Genomic DNA, 25,593 nt, shown 5'->3' on the forward strand with positions numbered 1-25,593 from the left:
ATGTTAAAAATGTATACTTCAAATAATATAAAAGTGTTGATGAAAAAAATATGCAATATAATTAAAAAAAAACCATTAAAATCTATTTTTAACAAAGAAATATTTATTGTACAAAATTACAAAATATCTCAATGGATCAAACATTTTATTTTAAAAAATACAGGAATTTGCGCTAATATAAAATTTTATACAGCAGAAAACTTTTTTTGGAAAATTATTAAAAAATATAAATATAAATATAAAAATCCTGAATTATTTTGGAAAATATTTTCATTTTGTAATAAAAACAACATAAAAAATAATTTTGTTAAAAAAAATAGCTCACAAAACAAAAAAATATTGTTTTCAATAAAAATTAGCGAAATTTTTCAAGAATATTTATTGCATAACCCTAAAATTATATTAAATTGGGAAAAAGATATAACCAACATAAAAGAAGAATCATTTCAAAAAGAAATTTGGAAATTTATAAAAAAAAAAACACAAAAAAAAATGATTTTGCAAATTTATTAAATATATTTTTAAAATCTGAAAAAAAAAAAAGAAAAATAGAAAATAGAATTTTTGTTACAAATGTAAATGAATTACCTAATTCATTTATATTATTTTTTAAAAAGCTTAGTAAAAATTGTTCAATTATAATGTTAAATATTACACCACTAAGTGTATTAATGAAAAAAAATAATAATTTTAAAAAAATAAAAGATTTTAATTTTTTAAAAAAAATTATTATAAATCCATTGTTAATATACTTAGGGAAATATTATTTTAATTCTATTATAAATTTAAAAAATATTCATAATAAATATATTTTTGAAAAAAAAAATAAAACAAAAACATTATTAAAAAATATACAAAGAAACATATTAAATAATAAATTAAATTCACAAAAAATATATAAAGGAGACAAATCTGTAAATATTAATTCATGTTGTAGTAAATATAAAGAAATAGAAGTACTTTATAATAATATATTAAAAATATTAATTAAAAATAAAAATATATTTCCTGATGACATTCTAGTAGTATCTAATTCAATAAAAAAATATTTTCCTTATATAAAAAGTATATTCAAAGAAAAAAAAAACAATATACCATATATATTATTAAAAAATGTTAATGAAAAACAAAATAATATTTTAAAAACTATTTATAAAATTTTAAAAATAAATAAAAATAAAATTACAAAAACAGAAGTATTAGATTTATTAAATAATAAATATATAAAAAAAAAATTTAAAATAAATAGTGAAGAAATCAATATATTAAAAATATGGATACAAGAACTTTGCATAAAATATGGAATAAAAAAAAATAATTCAAAATATGTTAATGAAAAAAATACTTGGTTTTATGGATTTAAAAAAATTATTTTAGGATATATTACATATAAAAAAAAATTAATCTACAAAAATGACGCCCCATATATTAAAATAAATTATATAAATACAGATTTAATAAACAAATTGATAAATTTCATTAATTGTATTTATAAATTTACGCAAAAATTTTCATATAAAAAAAATATATTAAAATGGAATTACATATTAAATGACATAATAAAAAGATTTTTTATTTACAAAAATAGTAAAATAAAAAATGAAATTAAACTAATAAAAAAAAGTTTTAATAAATTATTAATTAATAAAAAAAAAATAAAATATAAAAATAAAATATCTATAAAATCTTTAATAACAATAATAAAAAATTTAATAAAACCAAGAAAAATAAATAATCAAATATTCATAGGAGCAACAATTTTTTGTAATATAAAAGATCTAGAAAAAATAAATTTTAAAATTATATATATTTTAGGAGCAAATTTTTTTAATAAATTAAAATTTAAAAGACAAGAGAAATTTAATTTAATATACAATAGAAAAGAAGAAATATATTATAAAAAAAAATATAATGATATTAAAACAATGTTAGACTTAATAAATTCAACAGAAAAATGTTTATATATAAGTTATATAAAAAATTTTAATGATAAAAATTATGAAATAAAAATTTTAAACATAATTTTAAAATATATATCTGAAAATTATTATTTTAAAAAAAAAATAAAAAAAAAAAATATTTTTAATAAAAAAAACATAATTAATAATATATCAAAAAAATATAAAGAAGATTTATGTTTTAATAAAAATTATAAAAAAAAAAAAAATATATTTTTTAAAAAAAAAATTAATAAAAATTCTTTAGAAAATTTTTCAAGAATGTTTGATGAAAAAATAAAAATAAAAAATTATATAAAAAAAAATATAAAATTAATAGAAATTATAAAATTTTGGCAATTTCCTATAAAATACTTTCTAAATAATAGAATAAAATTAAATTTATATAAAAACAATGAAGAAAATTCAGATACAGAGCCGTTTAATATATCAAAAATTGTAGAATATAGAATAAACAAAAAAGTTTTAAAATATATTTTAAAAAAAAAAAAAATTTCATATATATTCAAATATTATACATCAATTGGATTATTACCTGAAAATAATTTTGGTAAAATAATTTTTAAAAATATTGTTAAAAAATCTTATATATTAAAAAATAAAATAAAAAAAATATATAAAAAAAAAATATATATAAAAAATAAAATAAAAATAAGAAATTGTTATATAAAATTTAAAATATATTCTACTGAATCAAATCAACTAATAAATTGGAAACCTAAAAAGCTTAACACATATGATAAAATTAAATTTTGGTTTAATCATTTACTTTTTTGTATACTGAATAAATGCAAAAAAGAAAGCAAATTATTAGGATATGAAAATTCTGAAATAATATTTAAAAAATTAAATACAGAAAAAGCATATTATTATGTTTCAAAATATATACAAGGATATTTTGAAGGAATGAATAAACCTATATATTTAACTTATTCAGGAATGATATGGATAGAAAATATTATAAAAAAAAACAATTTCAAAAATAGTAAAAAAAAATTTATTTTATATTGGAATGGAAATGATTTTTTTAAAGGAGAAAAAAAAAATTTTTACATAAAAAAAATAATAAAAAATATAAAAGAAAAAAATATTAAAAAAATATACAATTCTTCTTTAAAATGGCATCTTCCAATATTAAAAAACTTATTTAAAAAAAAAATAAAAAAATGATTAAAAAATTAAATCCATTAAAAATAAATTTTTTAGAAAATTCTTTAATAGAATCTTCAGCAGGAACAGGAAAAACATTTAATATTGTAATATTATTTTTAAGATTAATATTACAAATTAATGTAAAAAATAAACATATAAACAACATTAATATAAAAAAAATATTAATATTAACTTTTACAAAATATTCTAAAAAAGAAATATATAAAAAAATAAAATATGAATTATATAATTTCAAAAAAGATTGCATGAAACAAAAAAGTAAAAATGTAGTATATAACAAAATAATAAAAAAAATAAAATCTTTTAATAATGCAATAAAAATATTATCTAATACAGAAGAAAATATTCATTCTGCATCAATATTTACTATTCATCAGTTTTGTAACAAAATTATTAGAAGAAATACATTTATATTTAAGAATATATTCAAAAAGAATATAATGAAAAAAGAAAAAAAAATTTTTTTAAAATATATAATAAAATTTTGGAGAAAAAATTTTTATTCAACTCCAATGGAAATTACAAAAATAATATATAATTACTGGAATGAACCTAAAAAAATTTTTAAAGAAGTAAAAAATATATTAAAAAATAACATAAATATCAAAAAAAATAAAAAATTTCATAAAAATACTATTAAATCATATCATTTTTGTTTAATTAAAAAAATAACAATTTTTAAAAAAAATTGCTACAGTAGTATAAAAATACTAAAAAAAATAATATACAAATTAAAAAAAAATAAAAAAGGATACAAAAAATTATTAAAAATTAAAAAAATAATACAAACATGGTATGAAAAAAAAACTAAAAATTATTTTGTTCCAAAAGAAATAATAAATTTAATAAAAACAAAAAATATAGAAAAATATAAAAACTATAACAAAAAATTTACTTTATTTTTGAAAACTATAAAAAAATTTTCAAAAAAAAAATTTTTAATGAAAGAATTAATAATTTATAAAATTTTAAATGAAGTACCTAAAATGATTAAAAAGTATAAAGAAAAAAAATCAAAACTAGATTTTGATGATATTACTAAAACAATAGAAAAAAAAATAAAAACAAATAAAAAATTGTTGGAATCAATAAGAAAAAAATATCCAATAGCAATAATAGATGAATTTCAAGACACTGATATACATCAACAAAGAATTTTTAAGAAAATATATAAAAATAAAAAAAAAAATATTATGATACTTTTGTCAGATCCTAAACAAAGTATATATAGTTTTAGAGGAGCAAATATATTTTCATATATAAAATTTAGACAAGAAATAAAAAAAAAATATTATTTAGACGTAAATTGGAGATCATCACCAAATATAGTAAAAAGTGTAAACAAAATATTTTTAAATATAAAATATCCCTTTATTTATAAAGAAATAAAATATAAAAAAATAAAATATAAAAAAAAAAATAAATATATAAAATTAAAAATAAATAAATTAGAAGAAAGTAATTTCAAAATACTGTTTTATAATAAATCAGAAATAAATCTGGAAAAATATTTTAATTGGGCTTCAAAACAATGCGCAATTCAAATATCTAAATGGTTATATTACATAAAATTAAAAAAAGCAAAAATAAATTATTTTAATAAAGCAAGAATGTTTAAAAAAAGAGATATAGTTATAATAGTAAAAAATTATATAGAAGCTAATTATGTTAAAAAATATTTAAAAAAATATAATATAAAATATAATTATTTATCAGAAAAAATCAATATATATAAAACTAAAGAATGTAATGAAATTTTAATATTGTTGAAATCTATATTAGACATATCAAACAAAAAAAAAATGATAAATGCTTTCAGCACTTTTATACTTTCAAAAAGTATTAATGAAATATATAAAATAAGTGAATATAAAAACGTTTGGTTAAAACAAACAAAAATTTTTAAAAAATATTTAAATATTCTTAAAAAAAGAGGAATATTAACATTAATAAAATATTTAATAAAAAAAAATTCAAAAATAGAATTAATAAAATATAACGATAAATTTAAAAAATATTTTTTTATATCAAAAATTTTAGAAAAAAAAAAATTTCAAATAAAAAACTTTAATAACTTAATACATTGGCTAGAAAATAAAATAGAAAATACAATAAATTCAAATGAAGAATATTTAAATAAAAATGAAGAAAAAAAATCAATAAAAATATTAACTGTACATAAATCCAAAGGTTTAGAATATCCAGTAGTTATCATACCTTTTATAATGACTTTTAAACAAAAAAATAATATTTTATATTATAATAAAAAAAATAACACAAAAAAAAATATAAATTTAAAAAAAAAAAATAAAAAAAATATAAATTATAACTTATCAGAAGATTTAAGATTATTATACGTATCTTTAACTAGAGCAATAGTACATTGTACTATAATATTAGCGGCGATAAAAAAAAAAAAAAAATCAAAAAATACAAATGTTCATAAAAGTAGTATAGGATACATATTACAAAAAAAAGAAAATAACTTTAAAAATTTTATAAAAATAATAAAAAATTTAAATAAAAACAAATTTATAGAAATAGAAAACAAAATATTGAAAAAAAAAATATATAAAGATATTAATGTATATACTAAAAAAATAAAAAAAAATGAAAAAAAAAAATATATAAAAAAAAATTGGAATATAACAAATTTTAGTAGAATAAAAAAAGAAATAAAAAAAATAAATCACAAAAATAAAATTAATAATATAAATTTTAAAAAAAATAAAAAAAAAGAATGTAAATTAAATACATATAATTTTCCTAGAGGAAAATCATTTGGAAAAATGTTACATGAAATAATAAAAAAATATATTAAATATAAAAAAGTAAAAAACTCTTGGATAGAAAAAAAAATAACCTCATATAATTTAAATAAAAAATGGTTAACAATAATTGATACATGGATGAAAAATATTATAAATAAAAAAATAAGTAAAAATGGAATTAAACTTCGAAATTTTAAAAAAGAGCATTATGTACAAGATTTAGAATTTTGTATATATATAAAAAAAGATTTAGAAATAAGACATATATGTAACAAATTTATAACTGAAAAAAAAATAAAACTTAAAATATTTAAAGGAATGTTAAATGGAATAATAGATATCATGTTTTTATGGAAAAAAAAATATTACTTCATAGATTTTAAATTTAACTATTTAGGAAATAAAAAAGAATGTTATAATAAGAAAAAAATTATGAAATCTATAATAAAAAATAAATATGAAATACAATATAAAATATATTCTATAGGAATGCATCAATATTTAAAAAAAAAAATAAAAAATTATAGTTTTAAAAAACATTTTGGAGGAGCATTTTATTTATTTTTACGAGCATTTGATGACACGTCTTCAAAAAAAAAATATGGTAAAATATTTATACGAATTAAAGAAAACTTAATTAAAAAATTTAAAAGATACACAAAATAAATATGAAAAAAGAAAATATATTAAAACTACTAAAAAAAAAAAAATTATTAAAGAAATATATTTAAACGTTTATAACGTTTTAAAAAAAAAAGAGAACTCTAATATAAAAACAATTATTATATTATTAATATATGTTACAAATATTAATCATTTATATTTAAGTAATAAAAAAAAATATAAAAAAAATAAAATTTTAAATAAATTATGGAAAAAATTTTATAAAATAAAAAATTATAATAAAATAATAAAAAATAGCCAAGTTATAAATAAATGTGAATCAAAAAATTCTCCAATAATATTACATAATAAAAAATTCTATTTTAATAAAATTTTTTATTCTAAAAAAAAAATCTATGAAGAAATTTACAAAAATAAAATAAAAAAAAAAAATATAAAAAAAATAAAAAAAATATTAAAATTAAAAAGCAACAAAAACTTAAACAAATTTCAAAAAATATCACTAATAATGTCTATAATTAATAGAATTACTTTTATAATAGGAGGTCCTGGAACAGGTAAAACTACATTAGTTACACAAATAATATTATCTTATATAAAAATATTCAAAAAAAAAAAAATTAAAATAGCTTCTACAACAGGAAAATCTTCAAGTCATTTACTAAATTCTATAAAAAAAAATTTGTTAAAATTAAAAATAAAAAAAAATGAAAAAAAAATTATTCCTAAAAAATCATATACTATACACAATTTATTAAAAATTAATCCTGGAATAAAATGTCCAAAATATAACAAAAAAAATAAATTACGATCAGATCTTATAATAATAGATGAATCTTCTATGTTAGACACAATATTATTATATAATTTAATTAATGCTATCAAAAAAAAATCTAAAATAATTTTTTTAGGAGATTTTAATCAACTTTCACCAATAAATAATTTAAATATAATCAAATATATATGCAAAAATTCTAAAAATAAATTTAGCAAAAAAATGTCAAATATTTTAAAAAATTTAATAAACTATAAAGTAAAAAATAAAGAAAAAAATATAAAAATTAACGATAATGTATGTATATTAAAAAAGAACTATCGATTTAAAAAATGTTCAGAAATATATAAATTTTCAAAAATGATATTAAAAAATAAAATTAAAAAAATTAAAAAAAAAATTAAAAAAAACAAATTTAAAAAAATATTATTTAAAAAAGTCTTAAAATTTAATTCATATAAAAAAATGTTATATACGATAATAGAAAAATACAAAAAATATTGGAAATATATATATTTGAAAAAAAGCCCAAAAAAAATATTAAAGGAATTTAGCAAAATTGGAGTATTATGCGCTATTAAACATGGAAATTTTGGAATAAATAAAATAAATAAAAATATAGAAAAAATTATGAAAAAAGAAAAAATTATAAAAAAAATTTCAAATAATAACAAAAAATGGTATATTGGTAGACCAATAATAATAACGAAAAATAAAAAATCATTAAATTTATTTAATGGAAATATAGGAATATTACTAAAAAATAAAAATAAAAAAGAAAAAATATTTTTTAATACATATAGAAAAAAATTAATGGAAATACCAAAACATATAATAAAAGAATATAAAACTGCATGGTCAACAACAATACACAAATCACAAGGATCAGAGTTTAAAAATACAATAATAATATTACCGAACAAAAAGAATAGAGTGTTAAATAAAGAATTAATATATACTGCAATAACTAGAACAAAAAATAATTTAACAATATTCTCAAAAACTAAAATACTAATAAGATCTATAAAAAATAAATAATAATTAAAAACATTTATAAAAAAATTGGTTGCGGAGGTTGGATTTGAACCAACGACCTTCGGGTTATGAGCCCGACGAGCTACCGAACTGCTCCACTCCGCGAATAATAAAAATCATAAAAAATTATATATATTATGTTAATTATACATTTTTTATCAAAAAATGCAAGATTTTTATTAAAAATAAAATATTTTAATGAAACATATAAAAACATGAGGAATACAAAAAATGAAATCTAGAAGAAGAGCTAGAGAATGTGCGGTTCAATTATTATATTCATGGCAAATATCAAAAAATTATATAAAAGATTTAGAAACACAATTTATAGAAGACCAAAAAACAGAAGATGTAGACATAATTTATTTTCATGAAATAATATCTGGAATATCTAAACACTACTTATATCTAGATAATCTAATAAAAAAATATATTGCTAAAAAAATAAATACAATAGGACAAATAGAAAAAGCAATATTAAGAATTTCTTTTTATGAATTAACAAAAAGATATGATATACCTTATAAAGTAGCAATAAATGAAGGAATTGAATTAGCTAAACATTTCGGAAATGATAAAAGTTATAAACTAATAAATGGCATTCTAGATAAAGCCGCACATTGTATAAGAACTAAAAAATACAAAATAATTAAATAAAACAAGCATAATTCTTTATTTAAATTTTTAATTAAAATAATTAAATAATTTTATTTAGTTTTAAAGTATAGAATAATAAATACAATACATACAATAAAAATATAATTAAATCCAAAAAAATTATATAAAACACCTCCTACAACACTTCCTAACGACATTCCAAATAATTGTAAAGTTGTTTGTATCGAAATAAAAATATTTCTATTATTATGTTCTTTTTTATTAAAATTATTTCTTATTAATATAGGCAAAACAGTAGAAATCAAATTATAAGATATAAAAAATATTTGTAATGATATAAAAAATAAAAATCTTAAATTTCTATTAAACAAAAAAATTATTTCAGAAAATAAAAAAAATAAAAAAAATATTTCGTGTGAATTATTTATATATTTATTTTTTTTAATAAAAAAAATTATTAATATAGAAATAAAAAAAGATATTAAAAATATGTAGAAATATATTTTCCATTGAAAAAATTTATTAATTTTAAATAAACTAAAAATTTCTGAAAAAACTAAAAAATTAGAAGAAAAAATGAAATTAGTAAAAAAAGTACATTTTAATAAATTTAAAAATTTTTTTTTTTTTAAAAAATATGATATATTTTTTTTTAAAAAATAATTATTTTTGTTTGAAATAATATCTATATCATTGTTAGGTAAAAAAAAATACGAAAAAAATATTAAAAACAAAGAAAAAAAGGACATAATTAAAAAAAAACCATGTAATCCTATAAAATTAAAAACAAATAAAGAAATAGACATAGAAATGAAAAATGTTAATCCAAATGTAATACCAATAAAAAAAACAGCCAAAACTCTATTTTTTGAACTTATTGAAGTTAATAAAAAACTCATTAAAACAGAAGAAATAGAGCTTATACCTTGAACTATTCTTCCTATCAAAAAACCAAAAATTGAATTTGAAAAAAAACAAATTAAATTTCCAAAAAAAAATAATAATAAACCAAATAATATTGCATTTTTTTTACCATATTTATTAGAAAAAATTCCAAATGGAACTTGAGAAATTATCTGAAAAATACCATATGATGCTAAACATATACTATTTAGTAATTTAGTACTACCATATAAATTTAAAGAATATAAATTAAATATAGGAAAAATAAAGAATAAACTAATATTTCTTATAGCAAAAATTATACATACTATAAAAATAATTTTAATATCATTGTTTTTTTTAAATAAAAAATTTTTCATAATGTTTATACAATTTAATTTTATAAAAATTTTAAATACAAAATATTGAAAATATGAATTTAAAAATGATATATTGTAAAATGAAAGTAAAATTTGAAGGATAAAATTTATGTGTAAAAAAAATATATTAAACAAAAAAGGATATTTAAAAAATTATAAAGAATGGAACAAAAAAATAGCAAAAAAAATAGCAAAAATAGAAAATATAAAATTAAATAAAAATCATTGGAAAATAATTTATATTATAAGAAATTTTCATAAAAAATTTAAAAGAACACCATCAATGTTAATTATACATAGAATATTAAAAAAAGAAAAAAATAAAATAAATTTAAACAAATTGTTTAAAAATAAATTTTTAAAAATATCAACTAAAATTTCAGGTATACCTAGAACTAATATATGTATATAAAATTTTTATATAGTATAATCAAAAGAAAGAAAAAAATTAATAAAAAAAATAACTAATATAGATAACATAAAAATATAGTAAAATATTTTTATGTTATTTAAAAAATAACTTAATATTGAAAAAATAAACCAAATTAAATTTATTAAAAAAGAAAAAAATAAATATTTTATTCCAACATATCCTAAAAAATATAATGACTCAGAAAAAATAATAAAAAATAATATATATAAGGTAATTTTAATTTTAGTAAATAATATACTAGTTTTAATAGGTAATATAGGGACTTTAGCAATTTTATAATCTTTAATTCTAAATATAGAAATAGAATAAAAATGAGGTATTTGCCATAAAAAAAATATAAAAAATAATATTAAAAAAGCTAAATCCATTTTTTTAGTAACTGAATAATATCCTATTAAAGGAGGTATTGATCCAGATATACCACCTACAAAAATTGCATAAACAGATTTTTTTTTCATGTATAAACTATATAAAAATACATATATAAAAAACCCTAAAAAAGATAAAAAAAAAGTAAAAAAATTTATATAGTAAAAAATTATAAAAAAACCTGCAAATAATAATATAAAAGAATATATTGCAGCATTTAAAATAGAAATATTTTTTTTTACTAAAACTCTATTTTTAGTTCTTTTCATAACTTTGTCAATTTTTATATCAATAATATTATTAACAACACAACTACCTGATATTATTAAAAATAATCCAAATAATACATGAAACAATAAAAGAAAATCAATAATTCCTTTTGAAGCAAATAAAAAACAAGAAAGTGATGATATAATATTTCCAAAAACTATACCAGGTTTAATTACTTTTAAATAGTATTTAAAATTTTTACACATTATTTTCACATATCATTATTCTATTATGAAGATTTAACATAATATACTTAGATCCAAAAATAATAATAAAAATTACAACAATAGAAAAAATTAAAACTATTAAATTAAAATAACTTTTATCTTCATTATATTTAACATGTAAAAAAACACTAAAATGTATAATTATCTGAGCGATAGCAAAAAAAGAAATAAAAAAATAACTTGCAAATTTATTTAAAAGATTTATTTTTATGCAAAAAATAGAAGCACATAAAAAAATTATAGAAAAAAATAAACCTAATAGATAATTTATAAATGTTTTTTTAATACAATTTTTCATTTTATTAGTCCAAATAAATATATGAAGTTAAATATACATATCCAAATTATGTCTAAAAAATGCCAAAACAAACCTAAACAAAAAATTTGAGTATATACTATTTTATTTAAAAATTTTTTTTTACATCTAATTAAAACTAAAATTATCCAAAATAATCCTAAAAAAATATGAATAGCATGCAAAATTAATAAAGCAAAAAAAGATGAATAACATCCATATTTAAAAGGAGAAAAATTATTTTTATTTAAAAAATATAATTCATTTAATTCCATTAAAATAAAAATAAATCCAAGTAAAAAAGTTAAATACATAAAGAAATAAAAAAAAAATCTTCTATTAATTTTTAAAAATAATGCAGAAATACTATAAGTAAAAGAGCTAACTAGCAAAATTATTGTTTCTAAAAAAACGTAGTATATATCAATAACATTTTTATCAAAAATATTAAAATGAATATTTTTTGATAAAATAAAATAAACAGAAAAAAATACAGAAAAAAGTATACAATCACTCATTAAATAAATTAAAAAACCAAAAACTACTTTTGAATATGGTCTTTTATAAATAAAATTTTCATTTAAAACTTTATTTTTATTTTCTAAAATAATATTTTTTTTTGTCATTAAAAAACCTATATAAATAATTGTTAAAAATTTTTATTATTAAAATCTTTAAAATTAATAAAATAATTATTTTCATTACTAAAAATTTTAAATATCCAAAATATTATAATTAAAAAAATAGAAACAATAGATAACCAAAAAATTTTCCATATAAAAGAAAAACCTAATAATGTAACAAAAATACCTATAAAAAACCCTATAGAAGTGTTTTTAGGAATGAAAAAGCCATTTGTTTCATTTATATATGAATAACTATTATTTTTTTTATTTTCCCAAAATTGATCTATAACATTAACTTTAGGCAGTAAATAAAAATTATAAAATTTAGGAGGAGAAGACAAAGACCATTCTAAAGTCCTTCCATTCCAAGGATCTCTATTATTATCTAAAATTTCTTTGTATTTAAAAGATAAAACAAATTGAATTATTTGAAATATTATTCCTATTAATATTAAAATTGCACCAAATAAAGAAATAAAAAGAAGATTATGAAATTCAAAATCAATTTTTTGACTAATTCTTCTAGTCATTCCTAAAAATCCTAATAAATATACCGGAATAAAAGTAACAAAAAAACCTATAATCCAAAAATAAAATGCAACTTTTCCAAGTTTTTCATTTAAAATAAAACCAAACATTTTTGGAAACCAATAATTTATTCCAGCAAAACACCCAAATATTACCCCTCCTATTATTACATTATGAAAATGTGCTACTAAAAATAAACTATTATGCAATATAAAATCAGCAGCAGGTAAAGATAAAAGAACTCCTGACATACCTCCTATAGAAAAAGTTATTAAAAATCCTATTGTCCAAAGCATAGAAGAATGCATAAATATATTTCCTTTATACATAGTAAATATCCAATTAAATACTTTAACGCCAGTAGGAATAGCAATAATCATTGTAGCTATACCAAAAAAAGTATTTACGTTATATCCAGCTCCCATAGTAAAAAAATGATGAGCCCAAACTATAAAAGATAAAATAGTAATCGAAATGCTAGCCCAAACTAATGAAGAATATCCAAATAAAGTTTTTCTAGAAAAAGTTGAAACAACTTCAGAAAAAATTCCAAAAGCAGGTAAAATTAAAATATAAACTTCAGGATGTCCCCAAATCCATATTAAATTTACATACATCATTGGATTTCCACCTAAATCATTTGTGAAAAAATGAAAATTAAAACATCTATCTAAAGTTAATAAAAGTATAGTACCAGTTAAAACAGGGAAAGAAGATACTATTAAAATACTAGAACACAATGAAGTCCAAGTAAATATAGGCATTTTAAACAAAGACATGCCTTTAGTTCTCATTTTTAAAATTGTAACTATAAAATTTATTCCAGTTAAAAGAGTGCCTAAACCTGAAATTTGTAAACTCCAAATCCAATAATCTACCCCAACATCTGGACTATATTGCATTTCAGATAAGGGGGGATACGAAAGCCAACCATTAGAAGCAAATCTTCCTATAAATAAAGATAAGTTCACTAATATAGCCCCACTTACTGTTAACCAAAAACTAAGGTTATTCAAAAATGGAAAAGCTAAATCTCTGCAACCTATTTGAAGCGGAACTACAAAATTAATTAATCCTATTATTAAAGGCATAGCCACAAAAAATATCATAATAACACCATGAACAGTAAATATCTGATCATAATGATAAGATGGTAAAAAACCATTTTTATTAAATATACTTTCATAAGAAGATATAAATTGCTGACTTTTCATCATAAGAGCATCAACAAATCCTCTAAAAAACATTACTAAGCCCAATATAATATACATTATTCCAATTTTTTTATGATCTACAGAAGTTATCCAATTATTCCATAAATATATCCATTTTTTATTTTTAGTAATTAAAAACAATAAAATTAAAACTGTTAATATAATAACTATAAATGTAAAAAATATTATTGGTTCATTAAACGGTATATCATTTAATGTTAATTTTCCGAACATCATTATACCTCTATATAAAAATATAAAATTTTATTTAACATATTTAATTATTATTAAATTTATTTATTATGTTGTAAAATAAATTTGGATAAACATTAGAAAAATATTCTATTTTTCTATTTGACTCAGGGATCTGCAAAACATTAAATTTACTGATATCATCTAAATAATTTTTAGATTTTTTTATTTTATTAATCCAATCAATAAATTGAATATTATCACATACTATAACTGAAAATTTCATTCCTGAAAAACCATTTCCACTATAATTAGAAGACAATCCTTTATAAATTCCTTTATGATTAGCTATTAAATATAATTTAGTTTTTGCTCCAGCCATAGTATATATTTGACTTCCCAAAGAAGGTATAAAAAAAGAATTCATTACAGAATTTGAAGTTAAATTAAATTTAACTGGAGTGTTAACAGGAAATGATACTTCATTAATAGATGCAATATGTTCATCAGGATAAATAAATAGCCAACACCAATCTAAAGAAATTGCATTTATTTGCATAGTTTTATTATAACCATTAATTCTTTTATTAGTGTCTAAGTTTCTAGTTGAATTAAAAGATAAAACAGAAAGAAAAAATATAATTACTATTGGAACAATCCATATAATCATTTCTATATAAATAGAATTATTCCAATTAGGATCATATGACTTATTAGAGTTATTTTCATTATATTTATATGCAAAAAACAATGTCATAAAAATCACCGGAATAACAATTATTAACATAGCAAAGAATGATATTAACATTAAATTATTTTGCTCTTTTCTAATTATTCCATATGATGAAAATGATTCTATAGCATAAGATTTAGAATAAACAAATATAAAAAATGCTATAAATATAAAAAGTATAGTATTAATTCTTTTTTTCATAAAAACCTTAATTTTATAAAAAATATAATTATTTTAAAAAATTAAATTAATTTTAAAAACAATATATATATTATAAAAAAAAATCTATATTTTTTTAAAAATATTTTTTTATTAAATATAAAAAATATTTTATATACAAAAATAAACAAAATAAACTAAAAGTATAATTATATTTTAAAAATTTTAGAAATATAAAAAAAATTAAAATTATATATAATAATTTATTATTTTTGATCTAAATAAAAAAAAAATGTATATTAAAATTCAACAAATATCATTTAAATTATAAATAAAAGAATAAAAAAATGTTTATGAATTCTATAAAAAACTTTTCTACATTAATACCGACAGTAATTGAAAAAACTAAAAATGGAGATATAGCATATGATATATACTCTAGACTTCTAAAAGAAAGAATTATATTTTTAACTGGAATAATAGATGATAATTTATCGAATAATATAATATCTCAACTTATTTTTTTAGAAGCAAAAAATAAAAATAAAGATATATATTTATATATAAATTCTCCAGGAGGTATAATTACATCAGGTATGTCTATTTATGATACTATTCAATTTATCAAACCTGATGTAAATACTATATGCATAGGTCAAGCATGCTCTATGGGTGCTCTTATATTAACTACAGGAACTAATGGAAAAAGATTTTCTCTTCCTAATTCTAGAATTATGATACATCAACCTATGGGTCAATACAAAGGTCAAGCTACAGATATAGAAATACATGCTAACGAAATAATATTAATAAAAAAAAAGATAAATAAAATAATGGCTAAGCATACAGGGAAAAGTATTAAAGAAATAGAAAATGATACAGAAAGAGATTATTTCCTTTCAGCAAAAAAAGCTTTAAAATATGGACTAATAGATTCTATATTAATAAATAAAAAATAAAAATTATAACGTTAATATTAAAAAATAATTTTCTACAAATATAAATTTGTATAATAAAATAATTTTAAAATAGGAAAAATAATAATGATAAAAAAAAAAAATGAAAGTATAAAAAAATTTTTATATTGTTCTTTTTGTAACAAAAATCAAAAAGAAATAAAAAAATTAATAATAGGATCTAATTCATGTATTTGTAATGAATGTATATATTTATTCTTAAAAATAGTAAAAAAAGAAAAAAAAAATATAATAAAAAAAAAAAACAAAAGTGTAGAATATTCCCCAAAAGAGATAAAAAAAAAATTAGATAATTATGTAATAGGGCAAAAAAAAACAAAAAAAATACTATCAGTGGCCATATATAATCATTATAAAAAAAACAAATATAATTCTAATAAAAAAAATAAAAAAATAAATATAGAAAAAAGCAATATATTATTAATAGGGCCTACTGGAAGTGGAAAAACTCTATTAGCTGAAACACTTTCTAAAATTGTAAAAGTTCCTTTTGCTATAGCAGATGCAACTTCTTTGACTGAAGCTGGATACGTTGGAGAAGATGTAGAAAATATATTATATAGATTATTGCAAAAATGTGACTTTGACGTAAAAAAAGCAGAATCAGGAATAATATACATAGATGAAATAGATAAAATATCTAAAAAATCAGAAAATATTTCTATTACAAGAGATGTTTCAGGAGAAGGAGTACAACAAGCTTTATTGAAAATAATAGAAGGAACAATAGCTTTTGTGCCTTCTGGGGGAGGGAGAAAACATCCTCAACAAGAAATGATAAAGATTGATACTTCTAAAATATTATTTATTTTAGGAGGCACATTTTCAGGGTTAAACAAAATAATCTTAAATAGAAAAAAAATAAAAAATAGTTTTGGATTCAACCAAACAAAAAAAAATCGAAAAAAAATAAATAAAAAAAAAGCTTTAGAAAAATTAATTACTAAAGATTTAATAAAATTTGGTTTAATACCTGAATTTATAGGAAGAATATCAACTATAACAATATTAAAAAAATTAAATAAAAATGATTTAATTAAAGTGCTTTGCAAACCAAAAAATTCTTTAATAAAACAATATAAAAAACTTTTTGAGTTAGAAGGTATAAAATTAAAATTTTCAAAAGATGCTATAGAAGAAATAGTTAATAAATCTATATCTATAAAAACTGGATCTAGGGGTCTAAGACTAATTTTAGAAAAAATTTTATTAGATACTATGTATTATGTTCCATCACAAAAAAACATTAAAAAAATATTAATTAATAAATCAGTAGTAAACAAAAAATCCTTGCCAATATTAATAAATAAATAAAAAATTTTATTTTAAGAAAAAAATCATGTTATTTTATTTGTTTATCAATCTTTTACAGAAAAATACATAAAATTCATATCAACAATTCTCAAATTATATTAATATAAAATTTTTTTATTAAATAATGTTTATTAACAAATAAATAACACACTAAAAATAAGAGAGAAATATATGAACTCTAAATGTAGTAAGCACATAAAAATACCATTATTACCTTTACGTGATATTGTTGTTTATCCTCATATGATTATTTCATTATTTATAGGCAGAGAAAAATCAATAAAATGCATTGAAAAAATTTCTATTAAAAAAGAAAAAATTTTATTACTTACGCAAAAAAAATCATCTATAGAAGATCCTAAAAAAAATGATTTATTTAAAATAGGAACTGTTGCTAAAATATTGCAAATATTTAAATTGCCTAATGGAACAATAAAAATTTTAGTAGAAGGGTTACAAAGGGCAAAAATAAGTTCTTTAAAAAAAAATAAAGAATATTTTTCAGCAAATATAAAATATATAAATTTTAAAACAATAAAAAATAAAGAAGACAACCTACTAATAAAAACTGCTATAAAAAAATTTGAAGAATTTGTTAAATTAAATAAAACATTACATATAGAAATTTTAAAAAATACACAAAAAATAAAAAATGTAGAAAAATTATCAGATACTATAGCTTCTAATATAAATTTAAAAATTTCAGATAAACAAAACATATTAGAAATTATAAATCCAAATAAAAGACTAGAACATATAATAGTTATAATGGAATCAGAAATAAATTTATTAAAAATAGAAAAAAAAATAAGAAACAGAGTAAAAAAACAAATGGAAAAAAGTCAAAAGGAATATTATTTAAATGAACAAATGAAAGCTATAAAAAAAGAATTGAATAAAATAGAAAACGTAGAAGATGAAAACGAAATATTGAAAAAAAAAATAAATTCCACTAAATTTCCAAAAAAAATAAAAAATAAAATAAATATAGAATTTAACAAATTAAAATCCATGCCATACATGTCTTCTGAATCTGCAGTAATAAAAAGTTATATAGATTGGATAATACAAATTCCATGGAGTAAAAGGGGTAAAATTAAAAAAAATCTGCATTTAGCTAAGAAAATATTAGACAAAGATCATTATGGATTAAAAAAAGTAAAGGATAGAATCATAGAATATTTAGCTGTACAGTCTAGAGCTAAAAAAGTCACTGGACCAATTTTATGTTTAGTAGGACCTCCTGGTGTAGGAAAAACATCTTTAGGAAAATCTATAGCTAAAGCAACAGGAAGAAAATATATTAAAATGTCTTTGGGTGGTATACGAGATGAGGCTGAAATACGAGGACATAGAAAAACTTATGTTGGGTCTATGCCTGGAAAAATTATTCAAAAAATGTCTGAAATAGGTGTAAAAAATCCATTATTTTTATTAGATGAAATAGACAAAATTTCATATGACGCTAGAATAGATCCATATTCGGCATTATTAGAAGTTTTAGATCCAGAGCAAAATTTCTCATTTAATGATCACTATTTAGAAATAGATTATGATTTATCTGAAGTAATGTTTGTAGCTACATCAAATACATTAGATATACCATATGCATTATTAGATAGAATGGAAATAATAAAATTATCTGGTTATACAGAAGAAGAAAAACTTTTTATTGCAAAAAATCATTTAATACCTAAACAAATAAAAAGAAACATTTTGAATATAAATGAAATAGAAATAGCAGATGAAGTACTATTAAAAATAATAAGATATTATACTAAAGAAGCTGGAATAAGAAATTTAGATAGAGAAATATCAAAAATATGCAGAAAAACAGTAAAAAAATTGTCATTAAATAAAAAAATTAAAAAAATAAAAATAAATAGTAAAAACATAAAAAATTATTTAGGAGTCAAAAAATTTGATTATGGAAAAGCATCGTCGAAAAACAAGATAGGACAGGTAGTAGGATTAGCATGGACAGAAGTTGGAGGAGAATTATTAAACATTGAGGCAGCTTGTGTTCCTGGAAAAGGTAAATTAACTTATACAGGATCTTTAGGTGACATAATGAAAGAATCAATACAGGCGTCATTAATTATAATAAGATCTCAATCAAAAAAACTTGGTATAAAACCTAGCTTTTATGAAAATCATGATATACATATTCATGTTCCTGATGGATCTACCCCAAAAGATGGGCCTAGTGCTGGAATATCTATGTGCACAGCAATTACTTCCTGTTTAACAAAAAATCCAGTTAAATCTAACTTTGCTATGACAGGAGAAATTACATTACAAGGTAAAATTTTGAATATAGGAGGTTTAAAAGAAAAATTATTAGCTGCACATAGAGGAGGCATAAAAAACGTTGTAATACCATATAAAAACAAAAGAGACTTAGAAGAAATACCAAAAAATATATTGTTTGGGCTTAAAATACATAAATTAAAAAAAATTGAAGAAGTTTTAATTCTCTCTTTAAAAAATTTTCCATACAAAAATTTTAAAAATTTTAAAAAAAAATAAAAATAAGCTGGCAAAATAATATAAATTGCCAGCTAAAAAATATAAAACTATAAATTTGAATATATAAAAAATAAAATGAATAATTTTAAAAAAAAAACAATAAGATTTATATTAATAATCATAGTTATATCTTTTGTTTTTAATAATTTCATAAATGTTATAACAAGAGTATTTTTTTACAAATAAATAGTTTAAAAAAAATTAAATAAAAATAAATTTTATTAACAAAATAAATACATAGGATCATTTGTGCAACTATTTTATGAATTAAGATGGTATTTCTTAAAAGAATGGAAAAAATATTTAGGAGCTATAATATTATTAATAACAATATCAATTTTACAATTAATACCACCAAAATTAATAGGAATATTAATTGACATAATTATTAAAAAAAATAATTTTAACAATAAAATATTAATTATAGTAATTTTAATACTTATAGTATCTATTATAACATATATATTAAGATATTTATGGAGAGTATTGTTATTTGGAGCATCTTATAAATTAGCAATAAGTTTAAGAAATAAAATATATAAACATTTAAGTAAACAAAATTCAACATTTTATTTAAAAAATAAAACAGGAGATTTAATATCAAGATCTACTAATGATGTAGACAAAGTTGTATATGCAGCAGGAGAAGGAGTTTTAACATTAGTAGATTCTATAGTAATAGGATCATTAGTACTAATAGTAATGATATTTCAAATAAATTTTTATTTAACTATAATATCACTATTACCTATGCCTATTATGGCATATATAGTAAAAAAATATGGAGAAAAATTACATATAAAATTTAAAAAATTTCAAAATGCTTTTTCATTGTTAAATAGTAATACACAAGAATGTTTGACTAGTGTTAGAATGATAAGATCATATGGATTAGAAGAAATTAAACTAAAAAAATTTAATAATATTATAAAAAATGTAGGAAAAAGAAATATAGAAGTTTCTAAAGTAGATGCTTTGTTTGATCCAATAATACATGTATCAATCTCAATTTCTAATCTATTAGCAATAATATTAGGTGGAATATTAGTAATAAAAAACAAAATCACTTTAGGAGAATTAACTAGTTTTGTAATGTATTTAGGATCAATGATGTGGCCTATGTTGGCATTAGCGTGGATGTTTAACATAGCTGAAAGAGGCAAAGTTTCATTATTAAGAATACAAAAAATAATTAAAAAAAAAAAAGAAAAAAGAAAAAAAAACATAAAAAATATACAAAATTATAAGAACTTAAATATAAAAATTTACAATTTTAACTATGAAAATCACAAGAATATTGTGTTAAAAAAAATTTTTTTTAAAATAAATTCAGGAGAAATTATAGGAATATGCGGTCCTACAGGATCAGGAAAAACTACTTTATTAAATATTATTCAAAATAATATAAATTTAATAAAAGGTAAAATACTTTATAACAATATATGTATTAAAAAAATAAAAAAAAAATATTGGAGATCTAATTTATCTGTAATTAATCAAAATAATTTTTTGTTTTCAGATACTATAGAAAATAATATATCTATTGGAAAAAAAAAATCTACTATAGAAGAAATAAAAGCAGCATCTAAATTAGCATGTATACATAAAGACATATTGTCTTTTCCATTGAAATATAAAACTAAAATAGGAGAAAAAGGAATAATGCTATCTGGAGGACAAAGACAAAGAATATCAATAGCTAGAGCTATAATATCTAAAAAACCAATAATAATATTAGATGATGCGCTATCTGCAATAGATAGTTATACTGAAAATAAAATATTAAAAAATTTAAAAAAAATTAAAGACAAAAATAAAACAATTATAATAGTTTCTCACAAACTATCTACATTAATTTCTTCTAACAAAATAGTAGTGTTAAAAAATGGAAAAATAGATCAAATTGGAAAACATAAAGAAATTATTAAATTTAAAAAATGGTATTATAACATGTTTAAACATCAACAATTAAAAAAATAATTAAATAAAAAAAAGATAAGAAAAATAATTTATGCGCAGAATAAATTTAAACATATCTCCAATTTTAATTAGATTATTAAAATATGGAATAGTTTATAAAAAAAAAATATTATATGCTTTTATATTATTATTTTCTTCTTCTATTTGTGAAGTATTATGTCCAATATTAATAAGTTTTTTTATAAAAAATATAATAGAAAAAAATATAATAGAATATAATTCATTTTTATTAATAATATTTAGTTTTATAATATTACAAATAATATCAGCATTATGCAATTTTTTTGAAATAATAATATTTAGTAAAATGTCTACTAAAATAATAAAAAAAATAAGATTAGACGTAATGAAATACGCATTAAATCAACCAATAGAAGTGTTTGATAAAAAACCAATAGGAGAAATAGTATCTAAAGTAACTAATGATACAGAAACTATAAAAGAATTATATGAAAGAGTTGTACCAATAATAATTAGAAATATAATTTTAATCAGTATAATAATTACAACTATGTTTTTATTAGAATGGAAAATGGCATGTATATCTATAATTATGTTTCCAATAATTTTTATGATAATGATAATATATCAAAAATATAGTACACCAATAATAAGAAAAGTAAGATATTATATTGCAGAAATAAACAATATTTTTAATGAAACTATAAATGGAATGCACACAATACAACAATTTAACAAAGAAATTTTTTTTTTAAAAAAAATTAAAAAAATAAGCAAATTACATTATTTTTATAGAATGAAAATATTAAAATTAGATGGATTTTTATTAAGACCACTATTTAGTTTTTGCACTAATGTTATATTGTGTAGCTTAATATTGTTATTCAATTTTTTTCCAAAAGAAATGTTTCAAATTAGTACTTTATATATATTTATAAATTATCTAAATAGACTTAATGAACCTATGTTATCAATAATCAATCAACAATCAACATTACAACAATCTATTGTATCAGGAGAAAGAATATTTAAGTTAATAGATTCAAAAAATATATTTGAAAAAAAAAAGTATTTTAAAATATCAAAAGGAGAAATAGAAATAAAAAATTTAAATTTTACCTATTCTAACACTAAAAAACAAATATTAAAAAATATAAATATTAAAATAAAAAATAAACAATTTGTTGCATTTGTTGGAAAAACAGGAAGTGGTAAAAGTACTTTAGCTAATTTAATAATAGGATATTATAAAATATTAGATGGAAAAATTTACATAAATAAAAAAAAAATACAAAACATAAGTAGAAAAACTATTTCTAATAACATATCTATAGTAGAACAAGATCCTTTTATATTTTCAGATACATTATTTAACAACATATCTTTAAACAGAAAAATTCCAAAAAAGTTAATTTTTAAAATAATTAAAAAAGTTCATTTAAACGATTTAATAAATAAAAACAAAAAAGGAATTTACACAAAAATAAATGAAAAAGGAAAAAATATATCTCAAGGACAAAAACAATTAATATCTATAGCGAGAATATTAGTATCTAAACCAAAAATTTTAATATTAGACGAATCAACTTCTAATATGGATTCAGAAACAGAAAAAAAAATACAAAAAATATTATTAAACATAAAAAAATATACTACAATTATAACTATTGCACATAGACTATCTACTATAATACATGCAGACAAAATAATAGTATTAGATAAAGGAAAAATAGTAGAACAAGGTAATCATAAAAAATTAATGAAAAAAAAAAAAAAATACTGGCAAATGTATATGATGCAACTAAAAAATATAAAAATATGTTAAAATAAATATATAAAAAGCACTTCTGTCAGCTTTAACTTAAGTACCTGTTTTATTTAAACTGGCTGCTTTTTTCCAAACCTGACCAAATATTTAAAAATTCAGAACATAAGGACTGACAGAAGATTTAAAAATTATATAATATAAATTTATTATATACAACATAAATTTCATAAAAATTATTATAGAAAAATCATATTACAATTTTTATAAAAATAATATATAATTATAAAATTATGAATTATAAAATACTTGCTACTAAATATAGACCTAAAAGTTTTAAAGATGTTATAGGGCAAAAATATATAATAAAATCAATATATAATAGTTTTAAATTTAAAAAAATACATCAATCTTGGATTTTATCTGGAAACAGCGGAATAGGAAAAACAACAATCTCTAGATTGTTATCTAAAAGTTTAAATTGTAAAAAAGGAATACAATATTTTTCTTGTTTAAAATGTGATAATTGTATTGAAATAACAAAAGGATGTTTTGTAGATTTAATAGAAATAGATGCTGCATCAAAAACTAAAGTAGAAGAAATAAAAGAAATTTTAGAAAATTCCAAATATCTTCCAATAAAAGGTAGATTTAAGATATATATAATTGATGAAGTACATATGTTATCTAAACATAGTTTTAATGCTTTATTAAAAATACTTGAAGAACCTCCTAAATATATAAAATTTATTTTAGCTACAACTAATATAAACAAAATACCAGAAACAATTATATCTAGATGTATATGTTTTTATCTAAAACAAATAACTGAAAAACAAATTTATAAACATATAAATAAAATTTTATTACAAGAAAATATTATCGCTGAAAAATCAGCAATAAAAATAATTTCAGAGAAATCTAATGGAAATATAAGAAGTGCATTAAATATAGTAGAACAATCTATAATGTTTGACAAAAACATAATTAAAAAAAAAAATGTAATAAATATACTAGGAATAATAGAAGAAAAAAAAATATTATTATTATCTAAATATTTAATTAATAAAAAGTCAAATAAAACATTTGATTTATTAAAAAAATTAAATATTATATATTTTCAATGGGAGGAAATTTTAGATAGCATAATAAAATTATTCCATCATTTCGCAATTTTAAAAAAATTTGGATTTTCAATAGAAAGAAAAACATATATGCAAAAAGAAAAAAAAAAAATTATTAAAATAATAAAAAATGTTGAATTTTCAAAAATACAAAAATATTATAATATTTTAATAGAATGTAAAAAAGAAATATATATATATAAAAATCCTCAAGTATGTATAGAAATGATGCTTTTAAAAATTTTAAACTAAAATAATTTGATTAATTTAAAATAATATATAAAAAAGGAAAAAATATGTTTACAAATGAAAAAATAAGTAATTTAATGAAACAAGCTCAACAAATGCAAGAAAAAATGTCTAAAATGCAAGAAGAAATGGCTAAAATAGAAGTCACAGGAGAAGCAGGAGCTGGTTTGGTGAAAGTAACAATAAATGGAATTCATAATTGTAGAAAAGTAGAAATAGATTCTACTTTACTAAAAGATAATAAAGAAATATTAGAAGATTTAGCTACAGCCGCTTTTAATGATGCTTCTAGAAGAATATCTGAAGCACAAAAGAAAAAAATGTCTAACATTTCTAATAATACTCAAATTCCTAGTGGATTTAATTTTCCTTTTCAATTTTAATAAATTTTGTTTTGTATAAAAAATTTTTATTAAATAAAAATTGAAAATT

19 protein-coding genes, 1 tRNA gene and 1 other RNA gene are annotated in these 25,593 nt (G+C 17.5%); 13 read left to right on the top strand and 8 right to left on the bottom strand.

Features of this window, described 5'->3' with window-relative positions; all coding sequences use genetic code 11:
* The 4 genes from RJD23_RS01540 to recD are packed head-to-tail and all read left to right on the top strand — an operon-like array spanning window position 1 to window position 8,339.
* Window positions 1-513, top strand: coding sequence for an exodeoxyribonuclease V subunit gamma (locus RJD23_RS01540; RefSeq protein WP_343188121.1), 513 nt, complete (start codon window positions 1-3; stop codon window positions 511-513).
* The gene (locus RJD23_RS01545) at window positions 459-3,128 is read left to right on the top strand and encodes an exodeoxyribonuclease V subunit gamma (protein ID WP_343188122.1); all 2,670 of its coding nucleotides are present in this window, start codon (window positions 459-461) and stop codon (window positions 3,126-3,128) included. Before RJD23_RS01540 ends, RJD23_RS01545 begins: the two co-directional genes overlap by 55 nt.
* Window positions 3,125-6,568, top strand: a complete 3,444-nt coding sequence (recB, locus tag RJD23_RS01550) for an exodeoxyribonuclease V subunit beta (RefSeq protein WP_343188123.1) — start codon at window positions 3,125-3,127, stop codon at window positions 6,566-6,568. Before RJD23_RS01545 ends, recB begins: the two co-directional genes overlap by 4 nt.
* A gap of 19 nt (window positions 6,569-6,587) precedes the next feature.
* Window positions 6,588-8,339, top strand: a complete 1,752-nt coding sequence (recD, locus tag RJD23_RS01555; RefSeq protein ID WP_343188398.1) for an exodeoxyribonuclease V subunit alpha — start codon at window positions 6,588-6,590, stop codon at window positions 8,337-8,339.
* 25 nt (window positions 8,340-8,364) lie between these two features.
* Here the strand turns inward: recD and RJD23_RS01560 are convergent.
* Window positions 8,365-8,441 (bottom strand) — tRNA-Met (locus RJD23_RS01560).
* Between the two features lie 126 nt (window positions 8,442-8,567).
* On the opposite strand from RJD23_RS01560, the gene nusB reads away from it, so the two are divergent.
* Window positions 8,568-8,993 (top strand): transcription antitermination factor NusB, encoded by a 426-nt coding sequence (nusB, locus tag RJD23_RS01565; RefSeq protein ID WP_343188124.1) that lies wholly within the window; start codon window positions 8,568-8,570, stop codon window positions 8,991-8,993.
* Window positions 8,994-9,043: 50 nt separating this feature from the next.
* Here the strand turns inward: nusB and RJD23_RS01570 are convergent, their stop codons facing one another.
* Window positions 9,044-10,216 carry an MFS transporter gene (locus RJD23_RS01570; RefSeq protein ID WP_343188125.1) on the bottom strand — a complete coding sequence of 391 codons (1,173 nt, stop codon included), beginning with the start codon at window positions 10,214-10,216 and terminating at the stop codon, window positions 9,044-9,046.
* A 109-nt stretch (window positions 10,217-10,325) separates the two neighbouring features.
* Here RJD23_RS01570 and RJD23_RS01575 point away from each other — a divergent pair, with 109 nt between their 5' ends.
* Window positions 10,326-10,628: a TusE/DsrC/DsvC family sulfur relay protein gene (locus RJD23_RS01575; protein ID WP_343188126.1), complete on the top strand. Its 303-nt coding sequence runs from the start codon at window positions 10,326-10,328 to the stop codon at window positions 10,626-10,628.
* A 5-nt stretch (window positions 10,629-10,633) separates the two neighbouring features.
* Here the strand turns inward: RJD23_RS01575 and cyoE are convergent, their stop codons facing one another.
* The 5 genes from cyoE to cyoA are packed head-to-tail and all read right to left on the bottom strand — an operon-like array spanning window position 10,634 to window position 15,304.
* The gene (gene cyoE, locus RJD23_RS01580; protein WP_343188399.1) at window positions 10,634-11,494 is read right to left on the bottom strand and encodes a heme o synthase; all 861 of its coding nucleotides are present in this window, start codon (window positions 11,492-11,494) and stop codon (window positions 10,634-10,636) included.
* Window positions 11,487-11,813, bottom strand: a complete 327-nt coding sequence (locus tag RJD23_RS01585) for a cytochrome o ubiquinol oxidase subunit IV (RefSeq protein ID WP_343188127.1) — start codon at window positions 11,811-11,813, stop codon at window positions 11,487-11,489. Before RJD23_RS01585 ends, cyoE begins: the two co-directional genes overlap by 8 nt.
* Complete coding sequence (locus tag RJD23_RS01590; RefSeq protein WP_343188128.1) at window positions 11,810-12,436, bottom strand: cytochrome c oxidase subunit 3; 627 nt, start codon at window positions 12,434-12,436, stop codon at window positions 11,810-11,812. The genes RJD23_RS01585 and RJD23_RS01590 overlap by 4 nt, the downstream gene beginning before the upstream one ends.
* Before the next feature lie 23 nt (window positions 12,437-12,459).
* Complete coding sequence (gene cyoB / locus RJD23_RS01595; RefSeq protein ID WP_343188129.1) at window positions 12,460-14,412, bottom strand: cytochrome o ubiquinol oxidase subunit I; 1,953 nt, start codon at window positions 14,410-14,412, stop codon at window positions 12,460-12,462.
* A gap of 43 nt (window positions 14,413-14,455) precedes the next feature.
* Window positions 14,456-15,304, bottom strand: coding sequence for a ubiquinol oxidase subunit II (gene cyoA / locus RJD23_RS01600; protein WP_343188130.1), 849 nt, complete (start codon window positions 15,302-15,304; stop codon window positions 14,456-14,458).
* Window positions 15,305-15,609: 305 nt separating this feature from the next.
* Here cyoA and clpP point away from each other — a divergent pair, with 305 nt between their 5' ends.
* The 5 genes from clpP to RJD23_RS01625 all read left to right on the top strand — a co-directional run bounded on the left by clpP (window position 15,610) and on the right by RJD23_RS01625 (window position 23,848).
* Window positions 15,610-16,221, top strand: a complete 612-nt coding sequence (gene clpP / locus RJD23_RS01605; protein WP_343188131.1) for an ATP-dependent Clp endopeptidase proteolytic subunit ClpP — start codon at window positions 15,610-15,612, stop codon at window positions 16,219-16,221.
* Between the two features lie 84 nt (window positions 16,222-16,305).
* On the top strand, window positions 16,306-17,553 hold the full coding sequence (clpX, locus tag RJD23_RS01610; protein ID WP_343188132.1) for an ATP-dependent Clp protease ATP-binding subunit ClpX: 1,248 nt from the start codon (window positions 16,306-16,308) through the stop codon (window positions 17,551-17,553).
* 171 nt (window positions 17,554-17,724) lie between these two features.
* Window positions 17,725-20,082: an endopeptidase La gene (lon, locus tag RJD23_RS01615; protein WP_343188133.1), complete on the top strand. Its 2,358-nt coding sequence runs from the start codon at window positions 17,725-17,727 to the stop codon at window positions 20,080-20,082.
* A gap of 249 nt (window positions 20,083-20,331) precedes the next feature.
* On the top strand, window positions 20,332-22,062 hold the full coding sequence (locus RJD23_RS01620; protein WP_343188134.1) for an ABC transporter transmembrane domain-containing protein: 1,731 nt from the start codon (window positions 20,332-20,334) through the stop codon (window positions 22,060-22,062).
* A gap of 31 nt (window positions 22,063-22,093) precedes the next feature.
* Window positions 22,094-23,848 (top strand): ABC transporter transmembrane domain-containing protein, encoded by a 1,755-nt coding sequence (locus tag RJD23_RS01625; protein WP_343188135.1) that lies wholly within the window; start codon window positions 22,094-22,096, stop codon window positions 23,846-23,848.
* A 20-nt stretch (window positions 23,849-23,868) separates the two neighbouring features.
* Here RJD23_RS01625 and ffs read toward each other — a convergent pair.
* An RNA gene (gene ffs, locus RJD23_RS01630) (signal recognition particle sRNA small type) lies at window positions 23,869-23,966 on the bottom strand.
* A 115-nt stretch (window positions 23,967-24,081) separates the two neighbouring features.
* Between ffs and dnaX the strand changes: the two genes are divergently transcribed.
* Both dnaX and RJD23_RS01640 read left to right on the top strand, forming a co-directional pair.
* Complete coding sequence (dnaX, locus tag RJD23_RS01635; protein ID WP_343188136.1) at window positions 24,082-25,164, top strand: DNA polymerase III subunit gamma/tau; 1,083 nt, start codon at window positions 24,082-24,084, stop codon at window positions 25,162-25,164.
* A 44-nt stretch (window positions 25,165-25,208) separates the two neighbouring features.
* On the top strand, window positions 25,209-25,544 hold the full coding sequence (locus RJD23_RS01640) for a YbaB/EbfC family nucleoid-associated protein (protein ID WP_343188137.1): 336 nt from the start codon (window positions 25,209-25,211) through the stop codon (window positions 25,542-25,544).
* Window positions 25,545-25,593: the final 49 nt, after the last annotated feature.

Origin of the sequence: Buchnera aphidicola (Ceratoglyphina bambusae), assembly GCF_039363085.1 — a bacterium.
Classification (GTDB): domain Bacteria; phylum Pseudomonadota; class Gammaproteobacteria; order Enterobacterales; family Enterobacteriaceae; genus Buchnera_G; species Buchnera_G aphidicola_E.

Excerpts from the sequence above, each read along its gene's own strand:
- cyoE (WP_343188399.1), bottom strand. The coding sequence starts at position 11,494 with ATGTGTAAAAATTTTAAATACTATTTAAAAGTAATTAAACCTGGTATA.
- cyoA (WP_343188130.1), bottom strand. The coding sequence starts at position 15,304 with ATGAAAAAAAGAATTAATACTATACTTTTTATATTTATAGCATTTTTT.
- recB (WP_343188123.1), top strand. The coding sequence starts at position 3,125 with ATGATTAAAAAATTAAATCCATTAAAAATAAATTTTTTAGAAAATTCT.
- lon (WP_343188133.1), top strand. The coding sequence starts at position 17,725 with ATGAACTCTAAATGTAGTAAGCACATAAAAATACCATTATTACCTTTA.
- RJD23_RS01575 (WP_343188126.1), top strand. The coding sequence starts at position 10,326 with ATGTGTAAAAAAAATATATTAAACAAAAAAGGATATTTAAAAAATTAT.
- dnaX (WP_343188136.1), top strand. The coding sequence starts at position 24,082 with ATGAATTATAAAATACTTGCTACTAAATATAGACCTAAAAGTTTTAAA.
- clpP (WP_343188131.1), top strand. The coding sequence starts at position 15,610 with ATGTTTATGAATTCTATAAAAAACTTTTCTACATTAATACCGACAGTA.
- nusB (WP_343188124.1), top strand. The coding sequence starts at position 8,568 with ATGAAATCTAGAAGAAGAGCTAGAGAATGTGCGGTTCAATTATTATAT.
- RJD23_RS01625 (WP_343188135.1), top strand. The coding sequence starts at position 22,094 with ATGCGCAGAATAAATTTAAACATATCTCCAATTTTAATTAGATTATTA.
- RJD23_RS01570 (WP_343188125.1), bottom strand. The coding sequence starts at position 10,216 with ATGAAAAATTTTTTATTTAAAAAAAACAATGATATTAAAATTATTTTT.
- RJD23_RS01585 (WP_343188127.1), bottom strand. The coding sequence starts at position 11,813 with ATGAAAAATTGTATTAAAAAAACATTTATAAATTATCTATTAGGTTTA.
- clpX (WP_343188132.1), top strand. The coding sequence starts at position 16,306 with ATGATAAAAAAAAAAAATGAAAGTATAAAAAAATTTTTATATTGTTCT.
- RJD23_RS01640 (WP_343188137.1), top strand. The coding sequence starts at position 25,209 with ATGTTTACAAATGAAAAAATAAGTAATTTAATGAAACAAGCTCAACAA.
- RJD23_RS01540 (WP_343188121.1), top strand. The coding sequence starts at position 1 with ATGTTAAAAATGTATACTTCAAATAATATAAAAGTGTTGATGAAAAAA.
- RJD23_RS01590 (WP_343188128.1), bottom strand. The coding sequence starts at position 12,436 with ATGACAAAAAAAAATATTATTTTAGAAAATAAAAATAAAGTTTTAAAT.
- cyoB (WP_343188129.1), bottom strand. The coding sequence starts at position 14,412 with ATGTTCGGAAAATTAACATTAAATGATATACCGTTTAATGAACCAATA.